27 protein-coding genes are annotated in these 26581 nt (G+C 63.4%); 14 read left to right on the top strand and 13 right to left on the bottom strand.

What is annotated here, in order from left to right:
• The first annotated feature begins 72 nt into the window (after window positions 1–72).
• The 3 genes from ABE528_RS01195 (at window position 73) to ABE528_RS01185 (ending at window position 4259) form a co-directional block, all read left to right on the top strand.
• Window positions 73–2241, top strand: a complete 2169-nt coding sequence (locus ABE528_RS01195; protein WP_346651915.1) for a malate synthase G — start codon at window positions 73–75, stop codon at window positions 2239–2241.
• Window positions 2242–2447: 206 nt separating this feature from the next.
• Window positions 2448–2786, top strand: coding sequence for a hypothetical protein (locus ABE528_RS01190; RefSeq protein ID WP_346651914.1), 339 nt, complete (start codon window positions 2448–2450; stop codon window positions 2784–2786).
• A 39-nt stretch (window positions 2787–2825) separates the two neighbouring features.
• Window positions 2826–4259 (top strand): PLP-dependent aminotransferase family protein, encoded by a 1434-nt coding sequence (locus tag ABE528_RS01185; protein WP_346651913.1) that lies wholly within the window; start codon window positions 2826–2828, stop codon window positions 4257–4259.
• Here ABE528_RS01185 and ABE528_RS01180 read toward each other — a convergent pair.
• On the bottom strand, window positions 4252–5448 hold the full coding sequence (locus ABE528_RS01180; RefSeq protein ID WP_346651912.1) for a cyanate transporter: 1197 nt from the start codon (window positions 5446–5448) through the stop codon (window positions 4252–4254). The genes ABE528_RS01185 and ABE528_RS01180 overlap by 8 nt on opposite strands.
• Window positions 5449–5651: 203 nt before the next feature.
• Here ABE528_RS01180 and ABE528_RS01175 point away from each other — a divergent pair, with 203 nt between their 5' ends.
• Window positions 5652–6089 (top strand): carboxymuconolactone decarboxylase family protein, encoded by a 438-nt coding sequence (locus ABE528_RS01175; protein WP_152957719.1) that lies wholly within the window; start codon window positions 5652–5654, stop codon window positions 6087–6089.
• Window positions 6090–6182: 93 nt separating this feature from the next.
• Here the strand turns inward: ABE528_RS01175 and ABE528_RS01170 are convergent, their stop codons facing one another.
• Together ABE528_RS01170 and ABE528_RS01165 are read right to left on the bottom strand one after the other, a co-directional pair.
• Complete coding sequence (locus tag ABE528_RS01170; RefSeq protein WP_346651911.1) at window positions 6183–6908, bottom strand: hypothetical protein; 726 nt, start codon at window positions 6906–6908, stop codon at window positions 6183–6185.
• Between the two features lie 79 nt (window positions 6909–6987).
• Entirely contained in the window at window positions 6988–7731 is a 744-nt protein-coding gene (locus ABE528_RS01165) for a sulfite exporter TauE/SafE family protein (RefSeq protein WP_152957721.1), read from the bottom strand.
• 131 nt (window positions 7732–7862) lie between these two features.
• On the opposite strand from ABE528_RS01165, the gene ABE528_RS01160 reads away from it, so the two are divergent.
• Both ABE528_RS01160 and ABE528_RS01155 read left to right on the top strand, forming a co-directional pair.
• Complete coding sequence (locus tag ABE528_RS01160) at window positions 7863–8486, top strand: glutathione S-transferase (RefSeq protein ID WP_346651910.1); 624 nt, start codon at window positions 7863–7865, stop codon at window positions 8484–8486.
• A 118-nt stretch (window positions 8487–8604) separates the two neighbouring features.
• The gene (locus tag ABE528_RS01155; RefSeq protein WP_346651909.1) at window positions 8605–11451 is read left to right on the top strand and encodes an RHS repeat-associated core domain-containing protein; all 2847 of its coding nucleotides are present in this window, start codon (window positions 8605–8607) and stop codon (window positions 11449–11451) included.
• Between the two features lie 152 nt (window positions 11452–11603).
• Here ABE528_RS01155 and ABE528_RS01150 read toward each other — a convergent pair whose 3' ends face one another.
• The gene (locus ABE528_RS01150; protein ID WP_346651908.1) at window positions 11604–12773 is read right to left on the bottom strand and encodes an MFS transporter; all 1170 of its coding nucleotides are present in this window, start codon (window positions 12771–12773) and stop codon (window positions 11604–11606) included.
• 94 nt (window positions 12774–12867) lie between these two features.
• Here ABE528_RS01150 and ABE528_RS01145 point away from each other — a divergent pair, with 94 nt between their 5' ends.
• Both ABE528_RS01145 and ABE528_RS01140 read left to right on the top strand, forming a co-directional pair.
• On the top strand, window positions 12868–13779 hold the full coding sequence (locus ABE528_RS01145; protein ID WP_346651907.1) for a LysR family transcriptional regulator: 912 nt from the start codon (window positions 12868–12870) through the stop codon (window positions 13777–13779).
• 87 nt (window positions 13780–13866) lie between these two features.
• A complete protein-coding gene (locus tag ABE528_RS01140) occupies window positions 13867–14844 on the top strand; it encodes a D-2-hydroxyacid dehydrogenase family protein (RefSeq protein ID WP_346651906.1) in 978 nt (325 codons plus the stop codon).
• A gap of 9 nt (window positions 14845–14853) precedes the next feature.
• Here ABE528_RS01140 and ABE528_RS01135 read toward each other — a convergent pair whose 3' ends face one another.
• Complete coding sequence (locus ABE528_RS01135; protein ID WP_152957727.1) at window positions 14854–15297, bottom strand: acetyltransferase; 444 nt, start codon at window positions 15295–15297, stop codon at window positions 14854–14856.
• A 459-nt stretch (window positions 15298–15756) separates the two neighbouring features.
• Here ABE528_RS01135 and ABE528_RS01130 point away from each other — a divergent pair, with 459 nt between their 5' ends.
• A complete protein-coding gene (locus tag ABE528_RS01130; protein ID WP_346651905.1) occupies window positions 15757–16755 on the top strand; it encodes a 5'-nucleotidase in 999 nt (332 codons plus the stop codon).
• 43 nt (window positions 16756–16798) lie between these two features.
• On the opposite strand, the gene trbK is transcribed toward ABE528_RS01130, so the two are convergent.
• Window positions 16799–16978, bottom strand: a complete 180-nt coding sequence (trbK, locus tag ABE528_RS01125) for an entry exclusion lipoprotein TrbK (protein WP_152957728.1) — start codon at window positions 16976–16978, stop codon at window positions 16799–16801.
• Between the two features lie 125 nt (window positions 16979–17103).
• On the opposite strand from trbK, the gene ABE528_RS01120 reads away from it, so the two are divergent.
• On the top strand, window positions 17104–17874 hold the full coding sequence (locus ABE528_RS01120; RefSeq protein ID WP_346651904.1) for an SDR family NAD(P)-dependent oxidoreductase: 771 nt from the start codon (window positions 17104–17106) through the stop codon (window positions 17872–17874).
• Window positions 17875–17925: 51 nt separating this feature from the next.
• Here ABE528_RS01120 and ABE528_RS01115 read toward each other — a convergent pair whose 3' ends face one another.
• Window positions 17926–18369 carry a GNAT family N-acetyltransferase gene (locus ABE528_RS01115; protein ID WP_346651903.1) on the bottom strand — a complete coding sequence of 148 codons (444 nt, stop codon included), beginning with the start codon at window positions 18367–18369 and terminating at the stop codon, window positions 17926–17928.
• 25 nt (window positions 18370–18394) lie between these two features.
• The gene (locus tag ABE528_RS01110) at window positions 18395–18757 is read right to left on the bottom strand and encodes a hypothetical protein (protein WP_346651902.1); all 363 of its coding nucleotides are present in this window, start codon (window positions 18755–18757) and stop codon (window positions 18395–18397) included.
• 209 nt (window positions 18758–18966) lie between these two features.
• Here ABE528_RS01110 and ABE528_RS01105 point away from each other — a divergent pair, with 209 nt between their 5' ends.
• Window positions 18967–20733, top strand: a complete 1767-nt coding sequence (locus tag ABE528_RS01105) for an alpha/beta fold hydrolase (protein ID WP_346651901.1) — start codon at window positions 18967–18969, stop codon at window positions 20731–20733.
• A gap of 156 nt (window positions 20734–20889) precedes the next feature.
• Here ABE528_RS01105 and ABE528_RS01100 read toward each other — a convergent pair whose 3' ends face one another.
• Window positions 20890–21360 (bottom strand): hypothetical protein, encoded by a 471-nt coding sequence (locus ABE528_RS01100; protein ID WP_346651900.1) that lies wholly within the window; start codon window positions 21358–21360, stop codon window positions 20890–20892.
• Between the two features lie 165 nt (window positions 21361–21525).
• Between ABE528_RS01100 and ABE528_RS01095 the strand changes: the two genes are divergently transcribed.
• Complete coding sequence (locus tag ABE528_RS01095) at window positions 21526–21951, top strand: anti-virulence regulator CigR family protein (RefSeq protein WP_346651899.1); 426 nt, start codon at window positions 21526–21528, stop codon at window positions 21949–21951.
• Between the two features lie 46 nt (window positions 21952–21997).
• On the opposite strand, the gene ABE528_RS01090 is transcribed toward ABE528_RS01095, so the two are convergent.
• Window positions 21998–22378 (bottom strand): hypothetical protein, encoded by a 381-nt coding sequence (locus ABE528_RS01090; protein ID WP_152957733.1) that lies wholly within the window; start codon window positions 22376–22378, stop codon window positions 21998–22000.
• A 339-nt stretch (window positions 22379–22717) separates the two neighbouring features.
• Complete coding sequence (locus tag ABE528_RS01085) at window positions 22718–23719, bottom strand: zinc-dependent alcohol dehydrogenase family protein (RefSeq protein WP_346651898.1); 1002 nt, start codon at window positions 23717–23719, stop codon at window positions 22718–22720.
• 107 nt (window positions 23720–23826) lie between these two features.
• Here ABE528_RS01085 and ABE528_RS01080 point away from each other — a divergent pair, with 107 nt between their 5' ends.
• On the top strand, window positions 23827–24705 hold the full coding sequence (locus ABE528_RS01080; RefSeq protein WP_152957741.1) for a LysR family transcriptional regulator: 879 nt from the start codon (window positions 23827–23829) through the stop codon (window positions 24703–24705).
• 60 nt (window positions 24706–24765) lie between these two features.
• On the opposite strand, the gene ABE528_RS01075 is transcribed toward ABE528_RS01080, so the two are convergent.
• Window positions 24766–24939 carry an AraC family transcriptional regulator gene (locus tag ABE528_RS01075; RefSeq protein WP_346651897.1) on the bottom strand — a complete coding sequence of 58 codons (174 nt, stop codon included), beginning with the start codon at window positions 24937–24939 and terminating at the stop codon, window positions 24766–24768.
• Between the two features lie 21 nt (window positions 24940–24960).
• A complete protein-coding gene (locus tag ABE528_RS01070) occupies window positions 24961–25902 on the bottom strand; it encodes an aromatic alcohol reductase (RefSeq protein WP_346651896.1) in 942 nt (313 codons plus the stop codon).
• Window positions 25903–26000: 98 nt separating this feature from the next.
• Here ABE528_RS01070 and ABE528_RS01065 point away from each other — a divergent pair, with 98 nt between their 5' ends.
• On the top strand, window positions 26001–26450 hold the full coding sequence (locus ABE528_RS01065; RefSeq protein ID WP_346651895.1) for a helix-turn-helix domain-containing protein: 450 nt from the start codon (window positions 26001–26003) through the stop codon (window positions 26448–26450).
• Window positions 26451–26581 lie beyond the last annotated feature (131 nt).

The following is a 26581-nucleotide window of genomic DNA, read 5'->3' as shown; positions in this document are numbered from 1 at the left end:
AGCGGCTTCAGCCGCGAAGAGGCCGGCACAAGCGGCACATTTTCTGAAACCTGACCACCGAGCGAGAAGACAATGACCCATCCCCTCAAGGTCGCCCCGACCCTGCAACGCTTCATCGAGGATGAAGTGCTGCCCGGCACCGGCATCGACGCCGCCAGCTTCTGGCAAGGCTTCAGCAGCCTGGTCCACGACCTCGCCCCGCGCAACCGCGAACTGCTCGCCGAGCGCGACCGCCTGCAGCACGAACTGGACACCTGGCACCGCCAGCACCCGGGCCCGATCAGCGACATGCCCGCCTATCAGGCCTTCCTGCGCCGCATCGGCTACCTGGTCGACACCCCGCAGCCAGTGCGTATCAGCACCACCCAGGTCGACCGCGAAATCGCCGAGCAGGCCGGCCCGCAACTGGTGGTGCCGCTGAGCAATGCCCGCTACGCGCTGAACGCCGCCAATGCCCGCTGGGGCTCGCTGTATGACGCGCTGTACGGCACCGATGCCATCCCCGACAGTGACGGCGCCGAGCGCGGCCAAGGCTACAACCCGGTGCGCGGCGCCAAGGTGATCGCATTCGGCCGGGGCTTTCTCGACCGCTCGGCGCCGTTGGCAGGTGCTTCCCACGCTGACGCCCAGGCCTACGCCATCAGCCAGGGCACGTTGCGGGTGACGTTAAGCGATGGCCGCCAGGTCGGGCTCGAAGACGCAGCGCAACTGCGCGGCTATCAAGGCGAACCCGGCCAGCCAACGGCCATCCTGCTGCAACACCATCGCCTGCACTTCGAAATCCAGATCGACCCGGCCAGCACCATCGGCAAGGCCGACCGCGCCGGGGTCAAGGACATCCTCGTCGAAGCCGCACTGACTACCATCATCGACTGTGAAGACTCGGTGGCAGCGGTGGATGCCGAGGACAAGGTCAACGTCTACCGCAACTGGCTGGGCCTGATGAAAGGCGACCTCAGCGAACAGGTCAGCAAGGGCGGCAAGTCGTTCACCCGTGCGCTGGCCAAGGACCGCGAATACCACGGCGCCGATGGCGGGCAGTTGACCCTGCCCGGCCGTTCGCTGCTGTTCATCCGTAATGTCGGCCACCTGATGACCAACCCGGCGATCCACGACCGCGATGGCCGGGAGATCCCCGAAGGCATCCTCGACGCCGTGGTCACCAGCCTGATTGGCCTGCACGACCTCAAACGCCGCGGCAACTCCCGCGAGGGCAGCCTGTACATCGTCAAGCCGAAGATGCACGGGCCGGCCGAAGTGGCCTTCGCCGACCAGTTGTTCAGCCGGGTCGAGGCGCTGCTGGGGATGCCCCGGCACACCTTGAAGATGGGCATCATGGACGAAGAGCGGCGCACCAGCGTCAACCTCGCAGCCTGCATCGCCAGCGCGGCAGCGCGGGTGGTGTTCATCAACACCGGTTTCCTCGACCGCACCGGCGACGAAATGCACAGCGCCATGGAAGCCGGCGCCATGCTGCGCAAGGGCGACATGAAAGGCAGTGCCTGGATCCAGGCCTACGAACGCAGCAATGTGCTGGTCGGCCTGGCCTGCGGGCTGCGCGGCAAGGCGCAGATCGGCAAAGGCATGTGGGCCATGCCCGACCTGATGGCGGCCATGCTCGAACAGAAGATCGCCCAGCCCCGGGCTGGCGCCAACACCGCCTGGGTGCCCTCACCGACTGCCGCGACCTTGCATGCGCTGCATTATCACCAGGTGGACGTGCCGGCTGTGCAGGCGCAACTGGAAAACGTCGACCTGGGTGCCGAGCGCGAACAGTTGCTGCATGACCTGCTGAGCATCCCGGTGAGCCCGGACCGCCCATGGAGTGCCGAGGATATCCAGGCCGAGCTGGACAACAACTGCCAGGGCATCCTCGGTTATGTGGTGCGTTGGGTGGAGCAAGGCGTCGGTTGCTCGAAGGTGCCGGACATCCATGACGTGGGGCTGATGGAAGACCGCGCTACCCTGCGCATCTCGGCCCAGCACATCGCCAACTGGCTGCACCACGGGGTGGTCGGCAGTGACCAGGTCGAGGCGACCTTGCAGCGCATGGCCAAGGTGGTGGACCAGCAGAATGCCGGGGATCCGGCGTACCGGCCGATGGCCGGGAACTTTGCGGGTTCGCACGCGTTCCGTGCGGCGCAGGCGCTGGTGTTCAAGGGGCGTGAACAGCCCAGCGGGTATACCGAGCCGTTGCTGCACGGGTGGCGCTTGAAGTTCAAGCAGGAAGTGCGTCAGTAAGGGCCATTCGCGGGCGTGCCCACGAATGCGCGGGCACAGCGCGACATGCCCTTCCATCCGCGCCAGCACGATGCCGATGCTGGCCAGCTTGTCCGGCCTTTCTCGTACTTGCAGAAACTTCCTACAGCGTATTCCGAAGTGGCTTACTTGCCGCCTTCGGGTGGGTGAAAACAAGATCGACGTCTTCGCCCCAGAGGAGGCTGCGCATGCACCCAGATTCCCGCACCAAAGCCGAACTGCGCAGTGCCCTGCGCGAACTGCTGGCCCATGATGTCAACAACCCGGACGACGACCCGCACCTGTCAGGCGTGCTGTTCTTCTGCGCCACCGACGAGCGCACCCGGCAACTGGTCGAGCGCATCGAACTGCTGGCCAGCGAAATCTTCTTCGACCCTTGCGGGCGCGCCATCCACCACCGGATGCGCGCCATCGGCGTCAAGGGCGTGTGCATCAAGCAGAAGCGCAAGGCTTCGGCGGATGAAACGGTGATACGCATTGACCTGAACGACAAGGGCTACATCACGGTGAGCACCGCACGGTTCTGATCCGCTATCCTCAGCACTCTCGTGCTTCGGACCGTGATCATGGAACTGCATATCCGCCTGGACGGCCGTAAAGGCCTGGCCGACCAGCTCTACCAGCAACTGCGCGCCGGCATCGACAGCGGCCACCTGGCTGCCGGCACGCAACTGCCGCCAACCCGGCTGCTGGCCGAGCAACTGGGCGTGTCGCGCAAGACCGTGGCCGAGGCCTATTCGCGGCTGACCTACGACAACCTGCTCAGCGGCGTGGTCGGCCGTGGCACCTTCATCACCCCGCGCCAACCAGTGCGCACGGGTGATTCACACACCGTGCCGCTGGCCGCTGCCGCTTCGCTGGAGCGCTGGCAGCAACGCGCCACGGTACTCGCCCGGCGCACCCAGCAAGCCCCTTCGCGCTATGACTTCGTTGGTGGCGCTTCAAGCAAGGCGCAGTTCCCCTTCGACCAGTGGCGCAGCTGCCTGAACTACGCCCTGCGCCGCAGCCAGCGGCACCCCGAGCGGCAGTTTGCTGCCCAGGGCCTGCCCGAACTGCGCGAGGCGATCGCTCACCATATCGCCTACGCCCGTGGCGTGCATTGCAGTGCGGCGGAGGTGCTGGTGTGCAACGGCGCCCAGCAGGCCCTGGACCTGATCGCCCGGGTACTGGTCGAGCCCGGCTGCCAGGTGGCCATGGAAGACCCCGGCTACCCGCCAGCACGCCAGTTGTTCCTGGCCCTGGGGGCAACGCTGCAGTCCGTACCGGTGGACGATGAAGGGATGTGCGTTGCGCACATCGCCGAGGGCACCCGGCTGATCTACGTGACCCCTTCGCACCAGTTTCCGCTCGGCATGCCGATGAGCGAAGCCCGCCGTCATGCCTTGCTGGCACGGGCCGCCGAGCTTGGCGCGTTGATCATCGAAGATGACTACGACTGCGAATTCCGCTACCAGGGCCCGGCCGCCGATGCCCTGCAGCGCCTCGACCGGCAAGGGCTGGTGGCGTATGTCGGGACCTTTTCCAAGACCTTGCTGCCGGAATTGCGCCTGGGCTACGCGGTGCTGCCCCCGGCGGTGCTCAGCGCCGCCTGCGTGGCCAAGCACCTGAGCGACTGGCACAGCCCGACCTTGCTGCAGTGGGCGTTGGCGCGGTTCATTGGCGAGGGCCACCTGAACAAGCACATCCGCCGCTGCCACGACATCTACAGCGGCCGCCGCGAGCGCATCCTGGCGCGGCTGGACGGCGACCTGGCCCCCTGGTTCAGCGCCGTGCCCGCCAGTGCCGGGTTCCACCTGAGCGCGCTGGCGCGGCCTGGGGTGGATGTCGAGCTGCTGGCCAACCTCGCCCGGAAGGTGGAGGTCGGCCTGTACTCACTGGCGCCGTTCTTCAGCGAAGCGCCCGTGCGCCCGGGGTTGCTGCTGGGGTTCGGCGCCATCGAGCTGCTGGATATCGACCCGGCGCTGGACCGGGTCCGCGATACCTTGCAACGCCTCAGTTGACCAGCGCCGCCTGGCCAGCCTGCCGTGGCCGGGCGATGGCCGTTGCATAGCCGCGCGGGGCGAAACAGGCGGTCACCAGCAACATCGCCAGCACGGTGACGGTCAGTAGCGTCCAGGATGCCTGGAAATCACCGCTGACATCGCGCAACCAGCCGGTGATGTACGGGATGATACCGGTGATGATGAAGCCGATGCCCTGCACGAAGGCGGCCAGGCTGCCGGCTTCAGCAGGCGTCTTCAGGTGCTCCAGGGTCAAGGTCAGGCTCAGGCTGAAGCAGGCGCCCAGGCCAAAGCCGATCATCGCTACCCACACACCCATGGCCAGCGTCGGAGCCAGCAGCAGGCCGAGGAAGCCCGCCAGCTGGATCGACAGCGCCAGCCACAAGCCCGGACGACGGTCGGCAAAGCCGCGCAGCAACAGCGGCAGGCCCAGTGCCCCGCAAACCTGGAAGACGGTCATCAGGCCGACCAGGTCGCCACCGCCCTGTGCCGTGCCACCGTGTTCCAGGTGGTAGGCCGGCAGCCACGCGACCATGCTGGTATAGCCGCCATTGATCAGGCCGAAGTACAGCGCCAGCAACCAGGCCCGGCGCGTGCCGAACCAGTGCCCACCGGTGGCGCCTGCCAGCTTTGGCGCGCGCTCCCGCGGGCGCAGCGCAGCCCAGGCCAGCACCGCCAGTACCGCCGGGATCGCCCACAAGCCAAGCCCGGCCTGCCAGTGGCCGAAGTGCCCGCTGATATGCGGGCCGAGCACCGCCGCCAGGCCGCCACCAGTCATCAACGCCGCCGAGTACAGGCCCATGGTCCCGGCCAGGCGGCTGGGGAACCAGCGATTGACCAGGCCTGGCATCATGCCCTGCACCACCGCCACGCCCAGCCCGGCCAGCACCGCGCTGGCGATCAGTGCCCAGGCGCTGTCCAGTTGCAGCCGCCACAGGCAGGCCAGGGCAATGGCACTCAGGCCGCCGAGCATGCCGCCGTGTTCACTGATCCAGCGCCGCAGCCAGGGCTGCAGCAACGGCACCAGGCCCATGCACAGCACCGGCAACGCCGTCAGCAATGCCGCCTGCTGGTAGCCCAGCCCGGTGCTGGCGCGCATCGGCTCGAGCAACGGGCCGATACTGGTCAGGATCGGCCTCAGGTTCAGTGCCAGCAAGATCACCAGTAACAGGTTCAACGCCCCTCTCATCACGAATCGATACTCCCAAAGCTTGACCCGGCCATTATCCTGTCCAGGCAGTCAGGGTAGAAATGAAGAGATTGGATGCAGGTCAGTGGCCACCTTAATGGCCCGATTGGCCTCCCGGCAAAGCGCGCGATTGGCTATCGGGCCAATGCGCGGTGGGCGCTAAGGTAGTGCCACGTCCACCACACATTCCCTGGAGCACAACCATGCACAACCGTATCGAATGGGCCAAACACTCGCCGGAAGCCTACAAGGCCATGGTCGGTCTGGAGCAGGCCCTGGCCAAGAGCGGCCTGGAAAACTCACTGCTGGAGCTGGTGCGCCTGCGGGCTTCGCAGATCAACGGCTGCGCCTACTGCGTGAACATGCATGCCAATGATGCGCGCAAGGCCGGCGAGACCGAGGCACGCTTGCAGACTTTGTGCGTCTGGCAGGAGACCCATTACTTCACCCCGCGTGAGCGTGCTGCGCTGGCCTGGGTGGAGTGCCTGACCCGTCTGCCCGAGCGTGGCGCCCCGCAAGGGGAATATGAAGCGCTGCAGCAGCACTTCGAGCCGGCCGAGGTGGCCAACCTGACCTTGGCCATTGCCACCATCAATGCCTGGAACCGCTTTGGCGTAGGGTTTGCCATGGTGCCGGCGTGATCGGTGGACGATCCAGACCGTAGAACTTTGGCGCCTGTGAGACCGAGCGCCGCTCGATCTCGCAGGCGCTGCAAACCACAGACTGTCCGCCAATCAAACCACAATCCGCCGCCGGGCCAGGCAGGCGTACCCCATCCCCAGCACGCCAAGCAACAACACCCCCAGCAGCCCCACCAGCTCGCTGCTGTAGCGCGCCACCAACGCCGGGAACCCGGTGACCTCGCGGTAGACCCGCACATCCGCCTCGCCACCGGCAAAACTGACCTCAATGCCGCCCTGGCGAATCTGCGTATAGTCGGCGTCGAAATACACCCAGACCTTGCACGCCCCGCCTCGCTCGATGGCCGGTATCTCCACCTGCGCCGTGGCCGCCTCGTAAAGGGTGTCGTTGCCCGCCCCATCGCGCACCTGCACCAGGCCCTTGGCCGGCAGGCGGATCTTCACCTCGCGCGCGTCATTGGCACCACGGTTGTGCAGCTCAATGAGCAAACCGGTGCGGTGGTCGACCAACCCGGCCTCGAAAGGTTTGGCAAACAGCTGCACGTAGGGTGCCTGGGCCAGTTCGATCAGCTTGTCGACCTGATACGGACTCAACGCACCGCCGCTGATGCTGTTGATGCGCGGTTGCAATTGCTCGTACTTGAGCTGCTCGTTGGCCTTGCCGATACGCTCGCTGAACTGGCTGGGGTAGGTGAGGTAGGCGTAGGTCAGAGTCGCCTCGAGCCGTGACGGGGCCTTGAGCAGCAAATAAGCCGTCAGCATGACCATCAGGCCAAGCAGAAGGGCGACCAGGCGTTTGCCGACTTTGTCCCAACTCAACGGTGCAATTCCTTCTGTTACGGCACGGAAGATCGAAGCGGCGCAAAGGGTGCCAAGTTCAGCGCTGCCAGGCAAGCGCTCAACGGCTCAACAACTGCGGCAGCGACGCCATCAGCATGGCCACCCCCGAGGCCGTGAGCAAACCCAGTACCACGCGGCGAAACGCCAGTTCGCTGATACCCAGGTACACCCGGGTCCCCAGCAGCGCTGGTAGCGCCATGGCCAGCAGCACCACGCCGAACGCGGGCAGCATGTCGCGGGTCACCACCCCGGTGCCAAGGTAGGTGAGCATGGTCACCAGCAGCATCGACAGGTTGAAGTTCTGGATCACCGCACGCTGGGTATCACGCTCGAAGCCGCGCAAGGTACACCACAGTGTAGGCACTGTGCCGGTAAAACCGCCGATTCCGCCGAGCGCCCCGCCTACAAGCCCCACCGCGCCATCGGCCAGGCGGTTGCCCGGCAGCCTTGGCAGGCGCGGCGCCAGCAGCATCAGCGGGCACCACAGCACCAGCAACGTGCCGAACACCGCCTTGAACCAGAGCATGTCCAGGTACGGCAACACCCACACCCCCAGCGGGATGCCGGCCAGGCCGCCGAGCACGAATGGCCACAGCAGCGCCCAGCTGAAGCCGCGCCGTACGCTGAACACGGCGATGAGCTGCCCGGCGAGGCTGCCGAACACGGTCAGCGACGCCGCCAGGCGCGGTTCCAGGCCCCAGGCCCAGAACGACATGGCGACCATGCCGAAGGCAAAGCCGGATAGGCCCTGGACGAAACCGGCGACGATGGCGCCGAGGGCGATGAGATAGAAGGCATCCATGGGGCGATTCGAGCCTGGCGTGAGCGGCGTTCCACCTTGCCAGAGCCGCACGTGAATGTCTGCCTCAGATCCAGCTTGACCCAAACAAGGCGGTCGTTGACGATCAGCACTCCCCCATCAAGGACGAAGCGATGTTACGGATACTGGGCAGGGCCTCATCGATCAACGTGCGCAAGGTGCTGTGGGCCTGCGCTGAATTCAACATCCCCTTCACGCGCGAAGACTGGGGCAACGGCTTCCAGCCCACCGACGCGCCCGAGTTCCTCACGCTCAACCCCAACGCCATGGTCCCGGTGATCCAGGACGGCGACTTCACGCTGTGGGAATCCAACAGCATCATCCGTTACCTGGCCAACCGCTACGGCGACCCGTCCCTTTATCCCGCCGAGGCGCAAGCACGGGCCCGTGTCGATCAGTGGATCGACTGGCAGGCCTCGGACCTGAACCGGGCGTGGAACTACCCGTTCATGTCACTGGTGCGCCAGTCGCCTGCACACCAGGATGCCAAAGCCCTGGCTGCCGGTTGCGCCGAATGGGCCCGGTACATGGGCATCCTCGAGCAACAGCTGGCCAGGACTGGCACCTTCGTTGCCGGCGAGCACTTCACCTTGGCCGACATTCCTGTTGGCCTGTCGGTGCAGCGCTGGTTCGCCACACCGCTGAACCACCCTGGCCTGCCTGCCGTGAGCGCGTACTACGAACGCCTCAGCCAACGCCCGGGCTACCTGGCCCACGGGCGCAACGGCCTGCCTTGACCGGTAAACCCAATTCAGGCTCAGGAGAGGTTCATGACCTGATAATTCTGCCAGGTGTGTGGTGCAAGCCTGGGACTTAGACTCGCCAATGAGCATTTCCCCTCGCTGGAGCCTGCCGATGCGCAACGCCGCACTTGCTGCCCTGCATGCCCATACGCCAGATGTGGTGGCCAAATCCAGCCTCGACATGCCACTGATGGCCCTGCGCCTGTTGCGCTATCCGGATGATGCTCTGGCCCGCTGGCTGCGCACGCGCACCGAGGTGGACCTGCTGATGCGCACAGCCAGGGTGTTCGGCGCACGAGCGCTCAGGGTGGCCCCCGGGTCGCCGCTGCTGCCGGATACCAGCACCGTTGTCCGGCTCGACGGCCAGCAGCTCAAGCTGCATACCGCCGACGGCGACTCCACGTTGACCCTCATCGACAGCGCCGGCCGGCCACTGTGGGCTCAAAATGCCCAGGAGACTTGCACTACCGTCATGTACGAAGCGGCCAACGAAGGGGGGCGCCCGCGTGCAACATTCGAACAGGCAGCGGGTGATGTGTCGCGCCAGCGAGAACGTATTCACTATGCAACGATTGAAGCGGCCAGTCGAAGCCGCAACCTGGCAGGCAGCCCCATCGAACAGTTCGATAATGCTGGCGTGACCCACATCCGGTCGCGGTCATTGACCGATCAGGTGCTGGAAACACGGCGGTACCTGCTGCGTGCCGAGGCGGGCCTGCCAGACTGGGCAGGTGACAGTGAGAATGAGCTGGAGACCTCACCCTGGCTCATGACAGCTCGCCACGACGCCACGGGAGTCGTTCTGCAAAGCACCAATGCCGCCAACGTAACCACCTTGACGACCTATGACCTAAGCGGTGAGGTTTGCGAAGTGCTGCTGCGTGACGCCAAGGCGCAGGCAGTGGTGCTCAAGGATGTACAGCGCCGGGCTGATGGAAAGCTACTGTCACAGACGGCGGGCAACGACGTAGTCGATACCTATGCCTATTCACCCACCACGCATCGCCTGAATCGCCACCTGACGGCACGCCCGGCCAGCCATCGACAAGGCCAGCTGGTGATCTGCGACCTGCATTACCATCACGACCCGGTCGGCAACCTGCTATCGCTCGACGATCAAGGCGCCGACCCGCTGTGGTTCCGCAACCGGCAAGTCAGCGGCCTGCGTGAATTTGGCTATGACTCCTTGTACCGCCTGGCCAGCGCGACCGGCCGCGAGCGTGCGGCGGTCAGTGGCATCTGGTCCGCCGCATTCAGCGCTGCGGACCGCCAGGGCGGCAGGGTATGGATCCGGTACAGCGAGCGGTATGCGTACGATGACGGCGACAACCTGACAACCCTCGACCACAGCAGTGGCTGGCGTAGCCGCAAGCTGATCGTTTCCAGCCGGAGCAACCGGGCGTTACCGCAGGGCCACGATCTGCTGCCTGACACGGGTTTCCTCCCCGGCGGGCTGCAGAAACAATTGGCCGACGGCAGGCCGCTGGAATGGCTGGCAGACAACCAGCTGCGGCAGGTACGCCTGGTGGTCCGTGATGGCGGGGATGCAGACGACACCGAGCGCTACCACTACGCCGATGGCGGCACACGCACGCGCAAGGTCACCACGGCAACCACCGCGAGCGGCCGGCAAACAACGATCACGACCTATCTGGAGGGTTGCGAAATACGCCAGCGATGGCTCGACCGCCAGGCACTTGCGCAGAAGCACGTGGTCATCAGCGAAACCTCTGGCGCACGCTGGGTGCATGACCGCCTGAACGGTAAGGTTCATTTACGCTACGCCTTCAGCGACCACCTGGGCAGCGTGGGCGGCGAAACCGACCAAGACGGCAAGCTGGCCAACCGCGAGGAATACTCCCCCTTCGGCGAAACCACAGGCCTCGACGAAGCAGCGGAGGAAGTCGATGGCCTGACCCAGCGCACGGCGCGCTACTGCGCAAAGGAACTGGACGCTTCCGGTCTGTACTGCTACGGCTCGCGGTATTGCGAAAGAGGCCGCTGGGTCAGTGCGGACCCCGGAGGTACCGTTGATGGTATCAACCTGTATCGGATGGTCAGAAACAACCCATTACGCTATCGAGACGAAACCGGTTTGAATGCTCAGGAGGCAACGCCACCTGGGGCCCCGGGAAACTCGCCACCCAATGATCAGACATCCCTCCCAGACTGGCTTGACCCGACTCGTCCGGAGGTAGTGTTGAGCTTGCTTATCGTCGCTGGAACCCTTGCCTTACTGGGTTTTGTAAACGCCATTGTGCCTCCACTGAACTCACTCAAGTTCGCCTGGCGTGACGGCAATTCCCTGCGCGTGTCCGCAAGCCGTGTCAGGGCTGACCTTTCACGACAGCTCAGCACCCGTACGGGCATAGTGGATGCGATCGAGCTCACTTTCAGGGCACTTACCTTGGCCGCCATCATTTACACCGCTGTGCAAAGGTACGCTTATGGGAACATGACCGAAGCGGGCCGTGCTGGAGTGGTGACCGGCGCTCTCGCGATTGGAACGACTGCAATTCCCGGCTTGAACAGGCTGTACGGATACTGCCGCGACCCTGGAACCCGCAGAAGCCGCCGCCCGATACCCCCCTCGCTGGGCTCAGGCGCAAACTCAGGCCAGATGCCCGACAACCTTGCGATAGCAGAGCAACCGAACGGCAGTACCCATGGGCAGGTAAGCAGAGGACCTACAGGACACTTCTCAACGTCTTCGCACACCATTCTCACCATCGAAAACACTGAAAACACTGAAAACACTGAAAACACTGAAAACGCCGAATATTTTGAGCTTGCAACTCAAACAAGTTTTCTGCACGGCCCCGCCACAGCCACACAAAATGACGACGAGCGCGGACCTTTGCCCCCGCAACAGCCTTCGCACATTTCGCATAGTAGTTCGAGGCGAAGCAGAAGCCGGAGCAGAAGCCCATCCCCCCAGAGTCACAGTACCCGGCTCTAGAAGCCCAGGTCAAAACGCTCCCAACCGTCGATCTGCTTGCTGTTGTCCCGGTCCAGGTACTGCGAGCTGGAGTGGATGCCGCGTGCTGTCAGGGTCAAGCCATTCACCCCGGGAATGGGCTGGCAGGTGCTTTGCAGAAAGTCTTCAGCGCCCTACGCCACCACCCGCGCCCCCGGCACCACCGGCCGCGTCCGCCAGGCGATGGTCAGCACCAGCCCCAGCACCGCCATCCCAGCCCCGGCATACGACACCGCCGGATACCCCAGCCCCGCATTGATCACCGCGCCACCCAGCGCCGCGCCAATCGCGTTGCCCAGGTTGAACGCCCCGATGTTCACCGCCGACGCCAGGTTCGGCGCGTCCTTCGCGGCTTCCATCACGCGCATCTGCAGCGGCGGTACCAGGGCGAAGCTGGCGATGCCCCACACCAGGATCGCCACCGCGGTCGGCAGCGACCAGCCCAAGCTGGCCGGGAATACCAGCAGCACGGCGATCAACACCGCCAGCGACACCATCAAGGTCCGTTCGATCGAGCGGTCCGCCGCCTTGCCACCCCACATGTTGCCCAAGGTCAAACCGATGCCGAACAGCACCAGCATGGCCGTGATGAAGGTCGTCGACGCCTGGGCCTGGGCGTGGAGGATCGGCGCGATGTAGGTGAACACGGTGAACATCGCACTGGAGCCGACCACGGTCAGCGCCAGCGCCGACAATACCGGCCCCCGACCGAGCACGCGGATTTCGGCCAGCGCACCGCCACTTTTCGGCAGCGGCAGGTTGGGCAGCGCGAACCACAGGGAGACCATCGCCACCAGGCCCAGGCCGGCAATACCCCAGAATGCCGTGCGCCAGCCCAGCAGCTCACCGAACCAGGTAGCCAGCGGCACGCCGCCGATAGTCGCCAGGGTCAGCCCCATGAACATCGCCGCCACCGCGCCAGCCCGCTTCTCGGGTGGCACCACGCTGGCCGCGACCACCGAGCCGACGCCAAAGAACGCACCATGGTTAAGCGAGGTGACGATGCGAGCGACCATCAGGCTCTGATAATCGGTGGCCATCGCCGACAGCAAGTTGCCCAGGGTGAAGATCGCCATCAGCCCGATCAGCAGGTAGCGCCGCGGGATCTTGCCGGTGGCCAGGGTCATCAGTGGCGCGCCGAGCAGCACGCCGACCGCGTAGGCACTGACCAGCAGGCCTGCCGCCGGGATCGACACGCCGAGGTCGGCGGCAATACCGGGCAGCATGCCCATGGGGGCGAACTCGGTGACACCGATACCGAAGGCACCGATGGCCAGTGCCACGAGAGGGGGATTGATACGCATACAAGGCTCCTTATCTATGACGGCAATGCTACGATCAGGCTTTCGAATGCACTAGACCGGTTTTACGGCAACCACCTTTGCACTGGAGGCACAGATGGAATTCAACGGGCGCTCCGGGGAGATGGAGGTTTTTGCCAGGGTGGTGGATGCCGGCAGCCTGTCTGCCGCTGGCCGCGAGCTGGGCCTGACGCCCTCGGCGGTGAGCCGCATCATTGCCCGCGCCGAACAACGCCTGGGCACGCGCCTACTGCTGCGCACCACCCGGGCAATCACCCTGACCACCGAGGGCGAGGCGTACCTGCGCGGGGCGCGGCGCATCCTGGCCGACCTGCTGGAGGTCGAAGAAGCGATCACCGATCAGGGCGTACCACGCGGGCGCTTGCGGGTCAGCGCGGCGCTGGGGCATGGGCGGCAGACAGTGGTGCCGTTGCTGACGGCGTTCAGCGCGCTGTATCCGCAGGTGCTGGTGGACCTGACGCTGAGTGACGAAATCGCCGATATCCATGGCGGCCAGGCCGATGTGGCGCTGCGCTTTGGCCAGCTGCCGGACAGCTCGCTGAGTGCACGCTGCATCGGCCATACCGGCCAGGTGGTGGTCGCTTCGCCCGAGTACCTGGCACGCTGTGGCACGCCGCAGGTGCCGGAAGACCTGGCGCAGCACAACTGCCTGCGCTTCAACTTCCGGCGCGCAGCACCGGATTGGCCGTTTCGCCGGGCGGGGGAGGATTTTTCACTGAAGGTGACGGGGAATATCGAGTGCAGCAGTGGCGAGGCGCTGGCGCAACTGGCCAGGCTCGGGGCGGGAGTTGCCCGGATCGGGACCTTTACCGTAGCCGATGAGCTGAAGAACGGCCAGCTGGTGGCGCTGCTGGAGGACTACAACCCAGGTGACCGGGAGCCACTGCACGCGGTGTTCGTCGGCGGGCCGGCGATGCCGGCACGGGTGCGGGTGTTTGTGGATTTTCTGGTGGAGCATCACCAGGGCTGGCCACTGACTTCAGCCTGACACCGTCTTGCAAGAGCACCTCGGCAAGGCCGCGCCGACAAAGACCGCGTTATGCTTAGTCGCAACTCACCTTCAGGACCGAGCAAGATGCGCATTGCCATCCCCGACGACTACCAGGACGTCATCCGCACACTCGACTGCTTCAAGCGCCTGGCCGGGCATGAAGTGAGCGTGTTTCACGACAAGCAGCCTGCCTCGCTGGACGAGCTGGCCGCCCGCTTCGCCGATGCCGACGCCCTGGTCCTCACCCGCGAACGCACGCGCATCGATGCTGCCCTGCTCGATCGGCTGCCCAACCTCAAGCTGATCAGCCAGACCGGCAAGGTCGCGGGCCATCTGGACCTGGACGCCTGCACCGCCCGCGGCATCGTCGTTAGCGAGGGGCGCGGCTCGCCAGTGGCACCGGCGGAGCTTGCCTGGACGTTGATCCTGAATGCGCGGCGCCAGTTGGTGCCGGCGATCGAAGCGTTCAAGCAAGGCCAGTGGCAGGTCAACCTGGGCCAAGCGGTGGCCGGCCAAGTGCTGGGAATCTGGGGCTACGGCAAGATCGGCCAGCGACTCGCCCGCTACGCCCAGGCGTTCGAGATGCCCGTGCTGGTGTGGGGCAGTGAAGGCAGCCGGGCAGCGGCCGAGGCGGATGGGCACCGGGCAGCGGCATCACGCGAGGCATTTTTTGCCGAGGCGGACATCGTAAGCCTGAACCTGCGGTTGTCAGCGACAACGCGCCATGGGGTGACCTCCAACGACCTGTCGCGGATGAAACCTGATGCCCTGCTGGTGAATGTCAGCCGCGCCGAACTGATTGCACCCGGGGCCCTGCTGCAAGCGCTCGACGCCGGCAGGCCGGGCTTTGCGGCGGTGGATGTGTTCGAACAGGAGCCGATACTCGAGCCGCACCACCCCCTGCTCACCCACCCGCGGGTGCTGAGCACGCCGCACCTGGGCTATGTGGAGAAGAACGGCTACGAGCTGTACTTCGGCGATGCCTTCGACAACGTGGTGGCGTTTGCCCAAGGCACTGCGCAGAACGTCGCCAACCCGCAGGCGCTGACGGTGCGGCGCTGATCTGCGGGTTTACGCCCGGTCAGGCAAGGCCATATGCAACAACGGGAACGGCCGGCCTTCGCCGTCCAGCGGCGAACGCCCGGTCTGCACGAAGCCGTAGTGCAGGTAGAAGCCCACTGCCTGCGGATTCTGCTCGTTCACGTCGACACTCAAGGTATCGCGCGTGTTGCGGCAGAAATCCAGCAGCGCCCGGCCAATACCCTGACCACGCAGGTCGGGATCGATGAAGAGCATTTCAACGTGGTTTTCATTGAGCCCGATAAAGCCCAGCGGCTTGTCTTCAGGGTCGACAGCCACCCACAGCTCGACGGCATGCAGGTAGACGTCGCGCAATTGCGGCAGCAAGGCGTCGATGTCGGACGCTTGTAGAAAGTGATGAGTTGCGCGCACGGCGCGCAGCCAGATGTCGACCAGCCGAGGGTGATCGGCAGCGATAGCTTGGCGAATGATCATGGAATCATCCTGAATGTTCTGATGACGGATTATCGGTGCGCCTTGGCAAGGCGACCGTACTCATGTCGGCATCATGTATGCCCGCTTCGCGAATCAACGCCTGGGCGGTGCACGGCAGAACAGCCGGAAAGGTAGGAAGCGACTATGCTACCTACGCTTGCCGGCGAGGTAAAGACGGTTACGGAAGGATGGATGAGGTCGATGAAGGGATCGGTGCGGCACCTTCAGCGTGAAGACCGCCTGCTCACCCAGCAGTTGCCTGATGCAATAACGGGAATGTTCTGCAACATCCGACATGACATTGACCAGCACCAGGCGCACAGCGTGGCTGCCAGGGTAAAGGCAATCAAATTGTCGGCAATGGGCATGCGAATTCGGGCCTTGGCTGAGCTCGGGCGCAGATTCGCATGGCGTTAGCCTATGATGGTGGCTGGCCCACCGCCTTTCTCAGGACAGCCCATGCCCTACCCCATCGAACAGAAACTCGTCGTCGGCGTCGCCTCCAGCGCCCTGTTCGACCTGACCGTCTCCGACAATATCTACCAGGCCGAAGGCGTCGAAGCCTATCGCCTGCACCAGGAAGAAAACCTCGACGTGCCCTTCCCCAAGGGCGTGGCGTTCCCGTTCATCCGCCGCTTCCTGAGCATCAACAAGGCCTTCCCCGAGCAACTGCCGGTGGAAGTGGTGCTGCTCTCGCGCAACTCGCCGGAAACCGGGCTGCGGGTGTTCCGCTCGATCAACCATTACAACCTGGACATCACCCGCGCAGCGTTCATGTCCGGCCGCTCACCGTACGAATACATCCCGGCCTTCAATGCCTCGCTGTTCCTCAGCGCCCATGAAGGCGACGTGCAACGTGCGATCGACGCCGACTACCCGGCGGGCCTGGTGCTGCCGACGAAGATCTACGATGACGAGATCGACACCGAGCTGCGGGTGGCCTTCGACTTCGATGGCGTGATTGCCGATGACGAGGCGGAGAGCGTGTACAAGCAGCGCCTGAACCTGGATGAATTCCAGGCCCATGAGCGCGATCGCAAAGCCATCCCGCACCAGCCGGGGCCGCTGGCAGACCTGTACCGCAAGCTTTCGCTGATTCGCAAACTGGAAGACCGCAAGTTGGCGCAAGACCCAGCGTACCAGCGCATCCTGCGTATCGCGATCGTCACGGCACGCAATGCGCCGGCCCATGAGCGGGTGGTGACGACGCTGAAGAACTGGGGGGTTTCGCCGGATGAGTCGTTCTTCCTTGGCGGGATGCAGAAGGACCGCGTATTGCAGATTCTCAAGCCGCACATGTTCTTCGATGACCAGCGCAGCCACTTGTTCTCGGCCGCCGGGGATCTGCCGATGGTGCATGTGCCATTCGGGATCGCCAATAGAGTGCGGCCAGAAGTGATAACCGATGATTCGATTGCAGAGGAAAAACCCGAAGGCCGGTGCGCCCGGGATGCGTGAGCATTGGTGGGGCTGTGCGCTCGTGAATACGACCAAGCCTCGTTCAGGGTGACTGCCTAGGCATGCACTTCTCCACCAGCGTATCCCGGTTGGGATTGTTGGGGAGTGTCTTCAAACGATCGGGCTGGCAATGCTCATCGGACACCGCATAGTGAGAAGAGTCGTCGCCACAGGCCGCCAGCAAGGCAGCGATGAAAATCACAAGTACGGATTTGCGAATCATCTGCTCACTCACTCCATTGACGGGCGGAGGTTTGGCAAAAGCAAAGACGTTTGCCAAAAGCTTAGCGCGTCACAGGGCGAGTTCAATGCCAGACTGGTACTCATTTCACTCGCGTGAGGTACTGCATGAGCCTGATACCCAACCTCAATGGCCAAGCCAATGTCCTGATAGTCGGCGCCAGCCATGGCATCGGCCTGGCGCTGTGTAGGGCCTTGCTGGCGTGTGAGGAGGTGGCCAGGCTCTGGGCCGTGTCGCGCAACGCCAAAGGCAATGACGACCTGGCAGAACTCACCCGGCAACACGGCGAGCGCCTGGTGCTGATGGATTGCGACGCGCGTGACGAACGAGCGCTCGCGGCACTGGCAACCGAACTCGGGCATGCCTGCGATCACCTGCACCTGGTCATCAGCACCTTGGGCATCCTCCACCAGGGCGGTGCCAAGGCAGAGAAAACATTGGCACAGCTGGACCTGGTCGGCCTGCAGGCAAGCTTCGCGACCAATGCCTTCGCACCGATATTGCTGCTCAAGCACCTGTTGCCGTTGTTGCGCAAGGAGCCCGCCACCTTTGCCGCGCTGTCCGCCAGAGTGGGGTCGATCGGCGATAACCGCCTGGGCGGTTGGTACAGTTATCGGGCCAGCAAGGCGGCGCTGAACCAGTTGCTGCACACCGCCAGTATCGAGCTGAGGCGCCTGAACCCGGCCGCCTCGGTACTGGCGCTGCACCCCGGGACCACTGACACAGCGCTGTCGCGGCCGTTTCAGGGGAATGTGCCAGCGGGCAAGCTGTTTGACCCAGCGTTCGCCGCGCAATGCGTCATCGCGCAAGTGGGGCGGTTGGGGCCTGCGGACAGTGGAGGGTTCTGGGCCTGGGATGGCCAAACCATTGAATGGTAAGCCCCTCGCCAACCGTCAGTGCGCGCTGGAAAGGGGCAAACGCTTCGCCAGTCATCTGGTCTTTTCCATCGGCTGGTAGACCAGCCCGGCAAACTCACCCACATCCCCGGCCAATTCGAAGCCGTAGCTCAGATATGCGGCCACGGAGGGTAAGGAAGCCCTGACGGTCACGACCTGGCTTCTGGCGTGCTTCAGTGCCTCATTCATCAGCCGCGCGCCCACGCCCCGGCGTTGCCATGCGGGCGCCACAAACAGCATGGCTACGTGACGGCCTTCCTTGAGTTCGACCAGGCCGCAGATGTAGCCATCCGCTTCACAGAGCAAGATCAGGTTGTCGCCTTCCATACGTTCGCTGAACGCGCGCTCGGCAGCCACTGCAGCGAACGTCTGCGCGACCTGCTCCGGCAGCGATGGCGCCACTGCCTGCGTGAATGCCTCCAGACACAGGGCGCTGGCGCGGGGCAAGTCTGCGTGGGTCAGTTTGCGTATATGCATGCTTGTCATCTCGGCAGCCGGCTTGTCAGTCGATTAACTCGACATAACTGGACTCGCCGCCTCCCTGCGCACCGGACAACCAACCCCAGACGAAGTGCAGCGTTGTGCGCCCATTAGTGTCCTCGCCCACCTCGCCACGCGACCAGCCAGCAAGCAGCTCACCTTCGGTGGTGATGCACTGAAAAAGCAGTTCGAAGGTATGGGTGCCGGTTACCCGACCGACCTGATTGCCCAGGCGGATGCGGCCGCCTTGGTAAGTGCTGGTGATGGCTTCGCCGTCGACAAAATAGCGGAATACCGTACCGCTACCCGATAACCCCTGGCTGTTGCTGGCGACGGTGAAGCGACGGTTGTGCAAACGCGCGTACAGATAAGAAGAGCTATCCATGACCCTCGTGCCTTCACGTGACATTCCATTTCAGACAACCGAACCCTATCTGAACCGCGTGGCTATTACCATCCGACCGTCCGGACACATTGACCTGTCCCCTCGTCATGAAATGAAAAATCGCTGACGTGCGATGAGAAGTGGCCGCTGCCACTGCTGCCTTAAAGTCGGTGCACAACAAAACCGTGCCCGCAATCCCGAGAGCAGCCATGAGCAGATCCACCCGAAAGAGCGAGACCGCGCGCCCCTCCCCGCGCGCGCACAAGCAGGCCGATCGCCCGGACACCACTCAGCAGCAGGCGTTGATCGGCGCCGCTGCCAACCACACCCCAGCGGCCAACCCGCTGGTCAGCATGCGCCCGGCCGACCTGGCCAGCTGGGCCGGCTGCCTGCTCAAGGCCGTGGGCAAATCGCCGCTCAAGGCGGGGGTTCATGCAGGTGGCTACCTGAATTCGCTGCGCAGCATCGCCAGTGGCCGCTCCTGCATCGCGCCAGACCCGAAGGACAAGCGCTTCACCGATCCAGCCTGGCAATCCAACGCCTTCCTGCGCGCACTGCTGCAGAGCTACCTGGCCGGCCAACGTGAGCTGACCGGCTTCATCGAGGCCAGCGACCTTGCCCCACAAGACAAGAGCCGCGCGCGGTTCATCGCAGCATTGCTGGCCGATGCCCTGGCACCGAGCAACTCACCGCTGACCAACCCGGCAGCGCTGCGCAAGCTGGTGGACACCGGCGGCATGAGCCTGGCCAGGGGCGTGGGCCAATTCGGCCATGACATCCTGAACAACCGCGGCCTCCCGAGGCAGGTCGACAGCGCGCCGTTCAAGGTTGGGGAAAACATCGCCACGGCCAAAGGCGAAGTGGTGTTTCGCAACGAGATGTTCGAGCTGCTGCAGTTCGCCCCCACCACTGAAAGGGTCTATGCCCGGCCTCTGGTGATGTCGCCGCCGCAGATCAACAAGTACTACGCCATCGACCTGTCGCCGGAAAAAAGCCTGATCAAGTGGATTCAGGACAGCGGCGTCAGCCTGTTCGTCATCAGTTGGCGCAACCCCAGCCGCGAGCATCGCGACTGGGGCCTGGCCGACTACGCGCTGTGCCTGGACCAGGCGGTGGACGTGGCGCGCAGCATCACCCGCAGCCCGGATGTGAACATGTGGGGTTCCTGCTCGGGTGGCATCACCCTGGCGGCCTACCTGGGTTGGCTGGCGGCCCGTGGCGAAGGCCACAAGGTCGCCAATACCTGCTGGGCCGTGTGCGTGCTCGACATGCCCTCGGCGCTGGACGACACCGACCTGGGGCTGTTCAACACGCCGTCGGCGCTGCGCGCGGCCAAGGCCAGCTCCCGGCGCAAAGGCGTGCTCAGCGGCCAGGACATGGCCCGCATGTTCGCCTGGATGCGCCCGAACGACCTGATCTGGAGCTACTGGGTCAACAATTACCTGCTGGGCAACAAACCGCCGGCTTTCGATATCCTGGCCTGGAACAACGACACCACGCGGCTACCGGCCCAGCTGCACGCTGACTACCTCGACCTGATTCAGCAGAACCCTTACGTCAACCCGGGTGCCCTGGAGATTGCCGGCGAGTCGATCGACATGCGCCAGGTGCAGGTAGGCGCCTATGTGGTTGGCGGCACCACCGACCACATCACCCCCTGGCAGGGCTGCTACGGCACCGCCCGGCTGTTTGGCGAAGATGCTACGTACGTGCTGTCCAATGCGGGGCACCTGCAGAGCCTGGTGAACCCACCGGGCAACCCCAAGTCGTTCTATTACGCGGCACCGGCCACTGCCGAGGCGCCTGAAGCCTGGCTGCAGAACGCCGGTGAGCGCCAGCAAGGCAGCTGGTGGCCGCACTGGCGCGAATGGATCGGGCAGCGCTCGGGCGACAGCCGGGTGGCGCCGAAGAAGCTTGGTTCGCGCAATTACCGGCCCTTGGGCCCCGCACCTGGTACCTATGTCATGGCGCGTTGAGTCATCAGTTTCCAGGCCTGCGCTGGGCCTGTGGCAGGCCCCCCTGCCAGAGGCCAGGCCCGTAGTCCGTACCTACCAGAACGTATCAGCAAAAAAGCCCAGCATAAGCTGGGCTCTTGGGTACGCTAAGGTTGGTACCGCATCGAAGCTGTCAAATCATCGATCGTTCTTCGAAGAGGACTCGACGGCGTTGGATAGTCCTCTGGAATTGTGATCACCTGGAGTGGTTCGTGAGATGGCAGTGGATTTGGCCAAACCACGAGTGTCCTTGGAGTGCGCAATACCCGAGGTGGTGGTTCCGTGACCCTTGTCACTGTTGCGCGAGCTCCCGTAATGGTTACCGCTTACACCATGGTCGCGTGTGGCCTTGCCAGCGTGATCGCTTTCAGCGCTCTTGCCGTTTCCGCTGGCCCCGCCCATACCACCTGCATGCCCACTTCCATGTCCGCCGCCATTCCCGCCACCGTTACCACCTCCACCGCCATGACCACCACCGCCGCCACCGCCACCGCCACCGCCACCACCTTTGGCATAGGCGGAACCAATAGGTGAGATATCTGCGGGCACGAATGCAGTCATCCCGAGTGCCAATGCGCAGGCAAAGACAGCAACCAGGGGTTTTCTCATTGTTATTCGCCTCCAGAGGCGCGTGGGGGAGCTTAAGTGCTTATCAGACCGAGAGCAGGCACTTAAGTTCTTGAATCCCGACAGAATGCTGGCTACCTCAGATGCATTGCCTTCGCGAGTAAGTTGACTATTCTGTGGTGGGATAAAAAATCAAGGAATGCTCCCATGAGAAGGAAGTTGAATGTCGCCGTAGCCCTCTCTCTGGCACTGGTTGCAAGCCCGATGTTGCTGGCAGACCCCGGAAAAGGGAAAGGCCACGACAAGGGTGGGCAACACGCAAACCAGGGCCATCAGGGCAACAGCAACGACTGGCACAATGGGCCTTCCGTTGACTTGGGCGGGGTGCGCGTCATCCTCAATGACAATCGTGATTACTGGAATCCAGGCCCTTCTTTACCGCCAGGTATCCAGAAGAATCTGGCACGCGGCAAACCTCTCCCACCTGGGATCGCCAAGAAGCTGGACAGCCGTTTAATCGGCCGACTTCCCCGTTACGATGGCTATGAGTGGCAACAAGCCGGAACTGACCTGCTGCTTGTGGCAGTTACCTCAGGTCTGATCTATGAGGTGCTGCATAACGTTCTGGACTAAGCCCCCATCGCCAGCCCTATCAAGAGCCACGCCACATGCCTCCCGTTCATGACGCCGCCCAGGTTTCATGGAGATGGCGCCACAGAACGCGATCTCCCTGAAGGCTGAACAATGCCGTCGAGAGCCGTGTCTTTGCGTCCTGGCCGGGCAGAAGGTGTGTCTCTTGATAGCGGACCACTGCGCCCTCCGGCCATTGCGCCAAGGTTTCCAACCCGGAGAGCTCGATGGTCAACCCCGGCTGGCTACCTGCACGCATTGCGAACAAGGTGGCTACATCCTGCCGGCAAATCTGCAAGCCGGTAGGCGTGATCATGGAGAAGTCTGGCGTGAAGCGCTCGATCATTGCCTGCACCTGGCCCTCCCCTCTGGCGAAGAGCGCCTCGATCAGTACGTGCAGGTCTATGACTTCTTGTAGATAAGGATTCATGGCGTTTCAGTCCTGGTTCGATAGCCGATTATGAATGATTCCCCGGAAGGCTGTAGGGACTGCAATCATCAGTGAACCTTCGTGGCTGGGGGCGTCGCTCTGGGAGATGCTGCGGGCGTCACCGTGGTCGATGCTGAAGGAATAGCGTCGGGCGTGACTGGCCGTTCATTCGCCTGGAGCAACGAGAATGGCACCTACGCTCAGCGCTACGCCGCTGGTCACAAGCAACCGGTGATGAGCGGCTGCTCTCGACCCAGCTGCCCTTCGTGGAGGACAGCTATCGGCCAGAAGTGGACGCTTCTAACTGTTTGTACGGATGGAGCCCTGGAACACCAAGACCTATTCACTCACCAATTGAATGACCGTTTTGCCCTTGCTGCGACCTCCTGCGACCTGGCGAAATGCCTCGTTAACCTCTGCCAGCGCAAAGTGCTGCTGATCGACTCGAATGGTCAGCTGCCCGGCATTGGCCAACAAAGCCGCCTCGCACAGGATGTCCCCATGGTGGTCGCGCCCCGTGCCGGTGAGCAACGGCGTCAGGGTGAACACGCCCGAGTAGGTGGCGCTTTTGAACGATAGCGGCGCGAGGCTGTGCTGGCCCCAGCCGAGGCAACTCAGTACGTGTCCGGTATAAGGCTTCACGGCCTGGAAGGACGCATCCAGCGTGCTGCCACCCACGGTGTCATAAACGATGTCGAACCCCTCACCGGCCGTGTACTGCTCGACATAGGCCTCCACGCTTTGCGTCTGGTAGTCGATTGCCGTGGCGCCCAGCGAGCGAATGAAGTCGAGATTCGCCGCCGAACCGGTGGCGTAGACTTCGGCACCGCGCGCCTTGGCCAGTTGCACCGCGACTTGGCCGACCCCTCCCGCACCGCCATGGATCAGCACCCGCTGGCCGGCATGGACATTGGCGCGATCCACCAAGCCTTCCCAGGCGGTGATGAAGACCAAAGGCAAAGCGGCGGCCTCACGCATGCTGAGCACATGTGGCTTTGCCGCAATCAATCGGGCATCCACGGCGATGTACTCGGCCATGGTGCCTTGAGCACCGCCGATCCCGCCGGCCATGCCGAAGACCTCCTGGCCGGGCGTGAAGCCCTCGACCGCCGCGCCCAGCTCGACGACCGTGCCGGCCAGGTCCAGACCGAGCACCGCCGGCAGTGCCTGGCGGGCGTGTGTTCCCGCGCCAGTGGCGATCTTGGTATCGAGCGGGTTGACCCCCGCGGCGTGAACCTTGACCAAGACCTGCCCCTTACCAGGAACAGGGCGAGCCATGTGGCGGACGGCCAGCGGGGCCTGGGCGGACTCGGCGATAGCGGCAAGCATGGTCTGATTCATGACGGGCACCTCTGAATGAATGGACGCTTACAGGTTGCCCCGTCTTATCCATTCTGATAAGAAACTAAATTCGCATATCACTCATTCCTCAAAGAGGCCTAATGCCGATAGACCTGTTCGACAGCATGCGCATCTTCGTGCGGGTCGTGGAGCGTGGCTCGTTCTCGGCGGTCGCGCGCGAACTGAGCATGGGGCAGCCTGCGGTGAGCAAGCAGATCCGTGCGCTGGAGCAGTATCTGGGCGGGCCAGTGTTCGCCCGCAGCACCCGGCTTCTGGCCCTGACCGACCAGGGGCAAGGCTTTTACAGGCACTGCCAGGAAATTCTCGGCCAGCTCGACAGCGCCACCCGCAGCTTCGCCAGTGGCCAAGAGCAAATTGCCGGTCCCCTGCGAATCGCCGCACCGGTCAGCTACGGAAGGTTGTGCATAGCGCCACTGCTTGGGACCTTTCTACAGCGCCATCCCGATGTGCGGATCGACCTGCGCCTGAGCGATCACAATGAGGATCTGCTCAAGGAAAACATCGACCTGGCGATCCGCATCGGGGTGGTCAAGAGCGAGGGGCTGGTGGCCGTCTCTCTGGGCACCAGCACGCGGCGGGTCTATGCCGCGCCCATCTATCTGGATCGCCACGGCCTGCCAGGCGAGCCCGCCGACCTTGCAAACCACAACTGCATCGCCTTCACCCTGCTGGAGCATTACGATCGCTGGCACTTCACCTGCGGTGCGCAAGCGCTCGATGTCGCCATCAAGGGCAACGTCACCAGCAACAGCAGCGAGGCCATACGTGGGATGGTTCTGAGCGGCCTGGGCGTTTCCCTCTCTCCGGAATGGCTGTTCGCAGCAGACGTCCAGCAGGGCAACGTGCGCAGCGTGCTCGACGATTACCAGACCACCGCGCTGCCAGTCAGCGCCGTGTTCAGCCGCGAGCGACGACGCTCGGCTCGGACGATGGCGTTCGTCGATTTTCTCCGGGAGCATTTGTAGCTGCTCCCAAGCGGGACGAAGGCCCGCGCGCGCTGCCGTAACAGGCAGACCTGTTAGGTCTCATGCCGTGTTCTGCTGCAGCCATTCCCTCGGGCTTGCGCCCACCTTGCGACGAAAGGTGCGGGCCAGCGCAGACGGACTTTCGTAGCCCGAAAATCTAGATAACTTGTCGTCCTCTAAACGTTCAACCCCGGTTATCAGCGTCCACTGTCGAGCCGAGGCGTTTCTCGGCATGTCAGCTATCTGTCGTCGCGCTCACTTGCCCCCAAGGTTCGCCCGAGCCCATTGCTCAGCTGTGGTTACTGGAATCGACTGCTGTTCGTTGAAGGTTCCCGCTTTAGGCCATGCCACACCTCTGCCCTGTGCGAATACCGCACGGTACTTTTTGATGTGATGGGTGGGGTCTTTTCGCAGCTCATCCATCAGGTACGGAACAGTCCACACGTTAGTTTTGAACGGACGACCCAGCGCATGTTCGAGGATGTTCGCGACTTGTCCATACGACACCGTGTCACCTGAGAGATAGACAATTTCGTTGCGCAAGCGAGGTTCGAAGAAGACGATTTCCGCCGTGAGAGCCCCGATGTCGTCTGGTGTGGTGAGCGTCACGCTGTTCTCAAGACTGCCGAGAGCGTTAACGGTGTCATTGTCGAAGTCGACGACCTCAAAAACGGGCTCGAAAAGGAAGCTGGTGAACATGCCCGTCGAGATAATTACCCATTCGGTTTTGTCTTGCGCGCGAAGCGCCTCGCGTACATCGAGTTGAGAATCGAAAAGATCTTGGGGGCTGCCCCGACCGATCACTTCGAAATCCACGCCAAACTGCCACGGGAAGTAGCGCTTCACGCCCGACCTTAGCGCTGCTGTCGCCAGTTTCATGGGAGTTTCTCGACCCGCGACCATGCCGGCACAGCCTATGACAGTATCGAACCGGGCGAACACTTCAGCTAGCTGTTCAATTGAATCGTTCACCAGATCCGCAGCGACCATCTGAATGCCCAGCCCACGAAGCTCGTCGATTTCGGCCTTTTTCTCCGGGGTCTGGGTGTTGATGGTCGACTCCCGGAGAAGAACGCTGATTTGGGAACCAGGTGCGCGTTTGGCCACCCGCGCGAGATTGCGCAAAACCGGGAGACCAAGTTCCCCAGCGCCGAGAACAAGGATGGATTGAGGGGCAAGCGGGGTTGCTTCGGTCATGATTTCTCCTGAGGCGTAATGCCTATAACATGAGCGAATGCTGGCATGATCAGGCAGTACTCGTAAGAAGGCACACGTGTGATACCTAGGAGGAATAAATGACCAATCAGGACGCTCTGAGCCAGGCAGAAGCTATCTGCCAAACGCTCCGAGAAGATGATGATGGCGTCAGGCGGGAAGTCCTCGCTCACGCGGGTAGCCGATGGTCATTGGGCATCCTGCATGCCTTGGGCGTGTACGGCACGATGCGCCACGCCGAGATAAAAAGGCAGATGACTGGGGTGACTCAGCGAATGCTGACCAAGACGCTACGCGCCATGGAGCGAGATGGATTACTGCTTAGACGGGAGTTCGGGGAAATTCCGCCGCGCGTCGAATACGCGTTGACGCCGTTGGGTATGGAACTGTTGGTTCGGATGTCCCCCGTTTGGATGTGGGTGGTCGAAAACGCCGAGGAATTCCGCAAGGCGCGTCGCGCTTTCGACAGTCAGGATGACAAGAGACCCGCCTGGCAAATCCCCACCCCGGCGCGCTTTAATCCAGAGTAATCGATAGCGCGCACTTCTCGTTCAGGTCAGCAGCACTCGATCTGACCTCGCCAAAATCGAACGCCCGCTTTTGGCCTACAGCCGCCCTTCGCGGAGGGCAGCTATGGGTCGATTGCGGTCACTCGCGAGCG

Source organism: Pseudomonas sp. TWI628 (genome assembly GCF_039673865.1).
Lineage (GTDB): Bacteria > Pseudomonadota > Gammaproteobacteria > Pseudomonadales > Pseudomonadaceae > Aquipseudomonas.
Note: the sequence above shows the minus strand (reverse complement) of the source record. Positions and strands in the feature narration are given on the sequence as shown.

Bases quoted from the DNA above. Each gene is read 5' to 3' on its own strand.
- ABE528_RS01180 (WP_346651912.1), bottom strand. From the start codon at position 5,448: ATGAGAGGGGCGTTGAACCTGTTACTGGTGATCTTGCTGGCACTGAAC.
- ABE528_RS01175 (WP_152957719.1), top strand. From the start codon at position 5,652: ATGCACAACCGTATCGAATGGGCCAAACACTCGCCGGAAGCCTACAAG.
- ABE528_RS01145 (WP_346651907.1), top strand. From the start codon at position 12,868: ATGGAATTCAACGGGCGCTCCGGGGAGATGGAGGTTTTTGCCAGGGTG.
- ABE528_RS01090 (WP_152957733.1), bottom strand. From the start codon at position 22,378: ATGAATCCTTATCTACAAGAAGTCATAGACCTGCACGTACTGATCGAG.
- ABE528_RS01120 (WP_346651904.1), top strand. From the start codon at position 17,104: ATGAGCCTGATACCCAACCTCAATGGCCAAGCCAATGTCCTGATAGTC.
- ABE528_RS01190 (WP_346651914.1), top strand. From the start codon at position 2,448: ATGCACCCAGATTCCCGCACCAAAGCCGAACTGCGCAGTGCCCTGCGC.
- ABE528_RS01065 (WP_346651895.1), top strand. From the start codon at position 26,001: ATGACCAATCAGGACGCTCTGAGCCAGGCAGAAGCTATCTGCCAAACG.
- ABE528_RS01155 (WP_346651909.1), top strand. From the start codon at position 8,605: ATGCGCAACGCCGCACTTGCTGCCCTGCATGCCCATACGCCAGATGTG.
- ABE528_RS01140 (WP_346651906.1), top strand. From the start codon at position 13,867: ATGCGCATTGCCATCCCCGACGACTACCAGGACGTCATCCGCACACTC.
- ABE528_RS01105 (WP_346651901.1), top strand. From the start codon at position 18,967: ATGAGCAGATCCACCCGAAAGAGCGAGACCGCGCGCCCCTCCCCGCGC.
- ABE528_RS01100 (WP_346651900.1), bottom strand. From the start codon at position 21,360: ATGAGAAAACCCCTGGTTGCTGTCTTTGCCTGCGCATTGGCACTCGGG.
- ABE528_RS01130 (WP_346651905.1), top strand. From the start codon at position 15,757: ATGCCCTACCCCATCGAACAGAAACTCGTCGTCGGCGTCGCCTCCAGC.
- trbK (WP_152957728.1), bottom strand. From the start codon at position 16,978: ATGATTCGCAAATCCGTACTTGTGATTTTCATCGCTGCCTTGCTGGCG.
- ABE528_RS01110 (WP_346651902.1), bottom strand. From the start codon at position 18,757: ATGGATAGCTCTTCTTATCTGTACGCGCGTTTGCACAACCGTCGCTTC.
- ABE528_RS01070 (WP_346651896.1), bottom strand. From the start codon at position 25,902: ATGACCGAAGCAACCCCGCTTGCCCCTCAATCCATCCTTGTTCTCGGC.
- ABE528_RS01085 (WP_346651898.1), bottom strand. From the start codon at position 23,719: ATGAATCAGACCATGCTTGCCGCTATCGCCGAGTCCGCCCAGGCCCCG.
- ABE528_RS01195 (WP_346651915.1), top strand. From the start codon at position 73: ATGACCCATCCCCTCAAGGTCGCCCCGACCCTGCAACGCTTCATCGAG.
- ABE528_RS01095 (WP_346651899.1), top strand. From the start codon at position 21,526: ATGAGAAGGAAGTTGAATGTCGCCGTAGCCCTCTCTCTGGCACTGGTT.
- ABE528_RS01185 (WP_346651913.1), top strand. From the start codon at position 2,826: ATGGAACTGCATATCCGCCTGGACGGCCGTAAAGGCCTGGCCGACCAG.
- ABE528_RS01075 (WP_346651897.1), bottom strand. From the start codon at position 24,939: ATGCCGAGAAACGCCTCGGCTCGACAGTGGACGCTGATAACCGGGGTT.
- ABE528_RS01150 (WP_346651908.1), bottom strand. From the start codon at position 12,773: ATGCGTATCAATCCCCCTCTCGTGGCACTGGCCATCGGTGCCTTCGGT.
- ABE528_RS01160 (WP_346651910.1), top strand. From the start codon at position 7,863: ATGTTACGGATACTGGGCAGGGCCTCATCGATCAACGTGCGCAAGGTG.
- ABE528_RS01115 (WP_346651903.1), bottom strand. From the start codon at position 18,369: ATGCATATACGCAAACTGACCCACGCAGACTTGCCCCGCGCCAGCGCC.
- ABE528_RS01135 (WP_152957727.1), bottom strand. From the start codon at position 15,297: ATGATCATTCGCCAAGCTATCGCTGCCGATCACCCTCGGCTGGTCGAC.
- ABE528_RS01165 (WP_152957721.1), bottom strand. From the start codon at position 7,731: ATGGATGCCTTCTATCTCATCGCCCTCGGCGCCATCGTCGCCGGTTTC.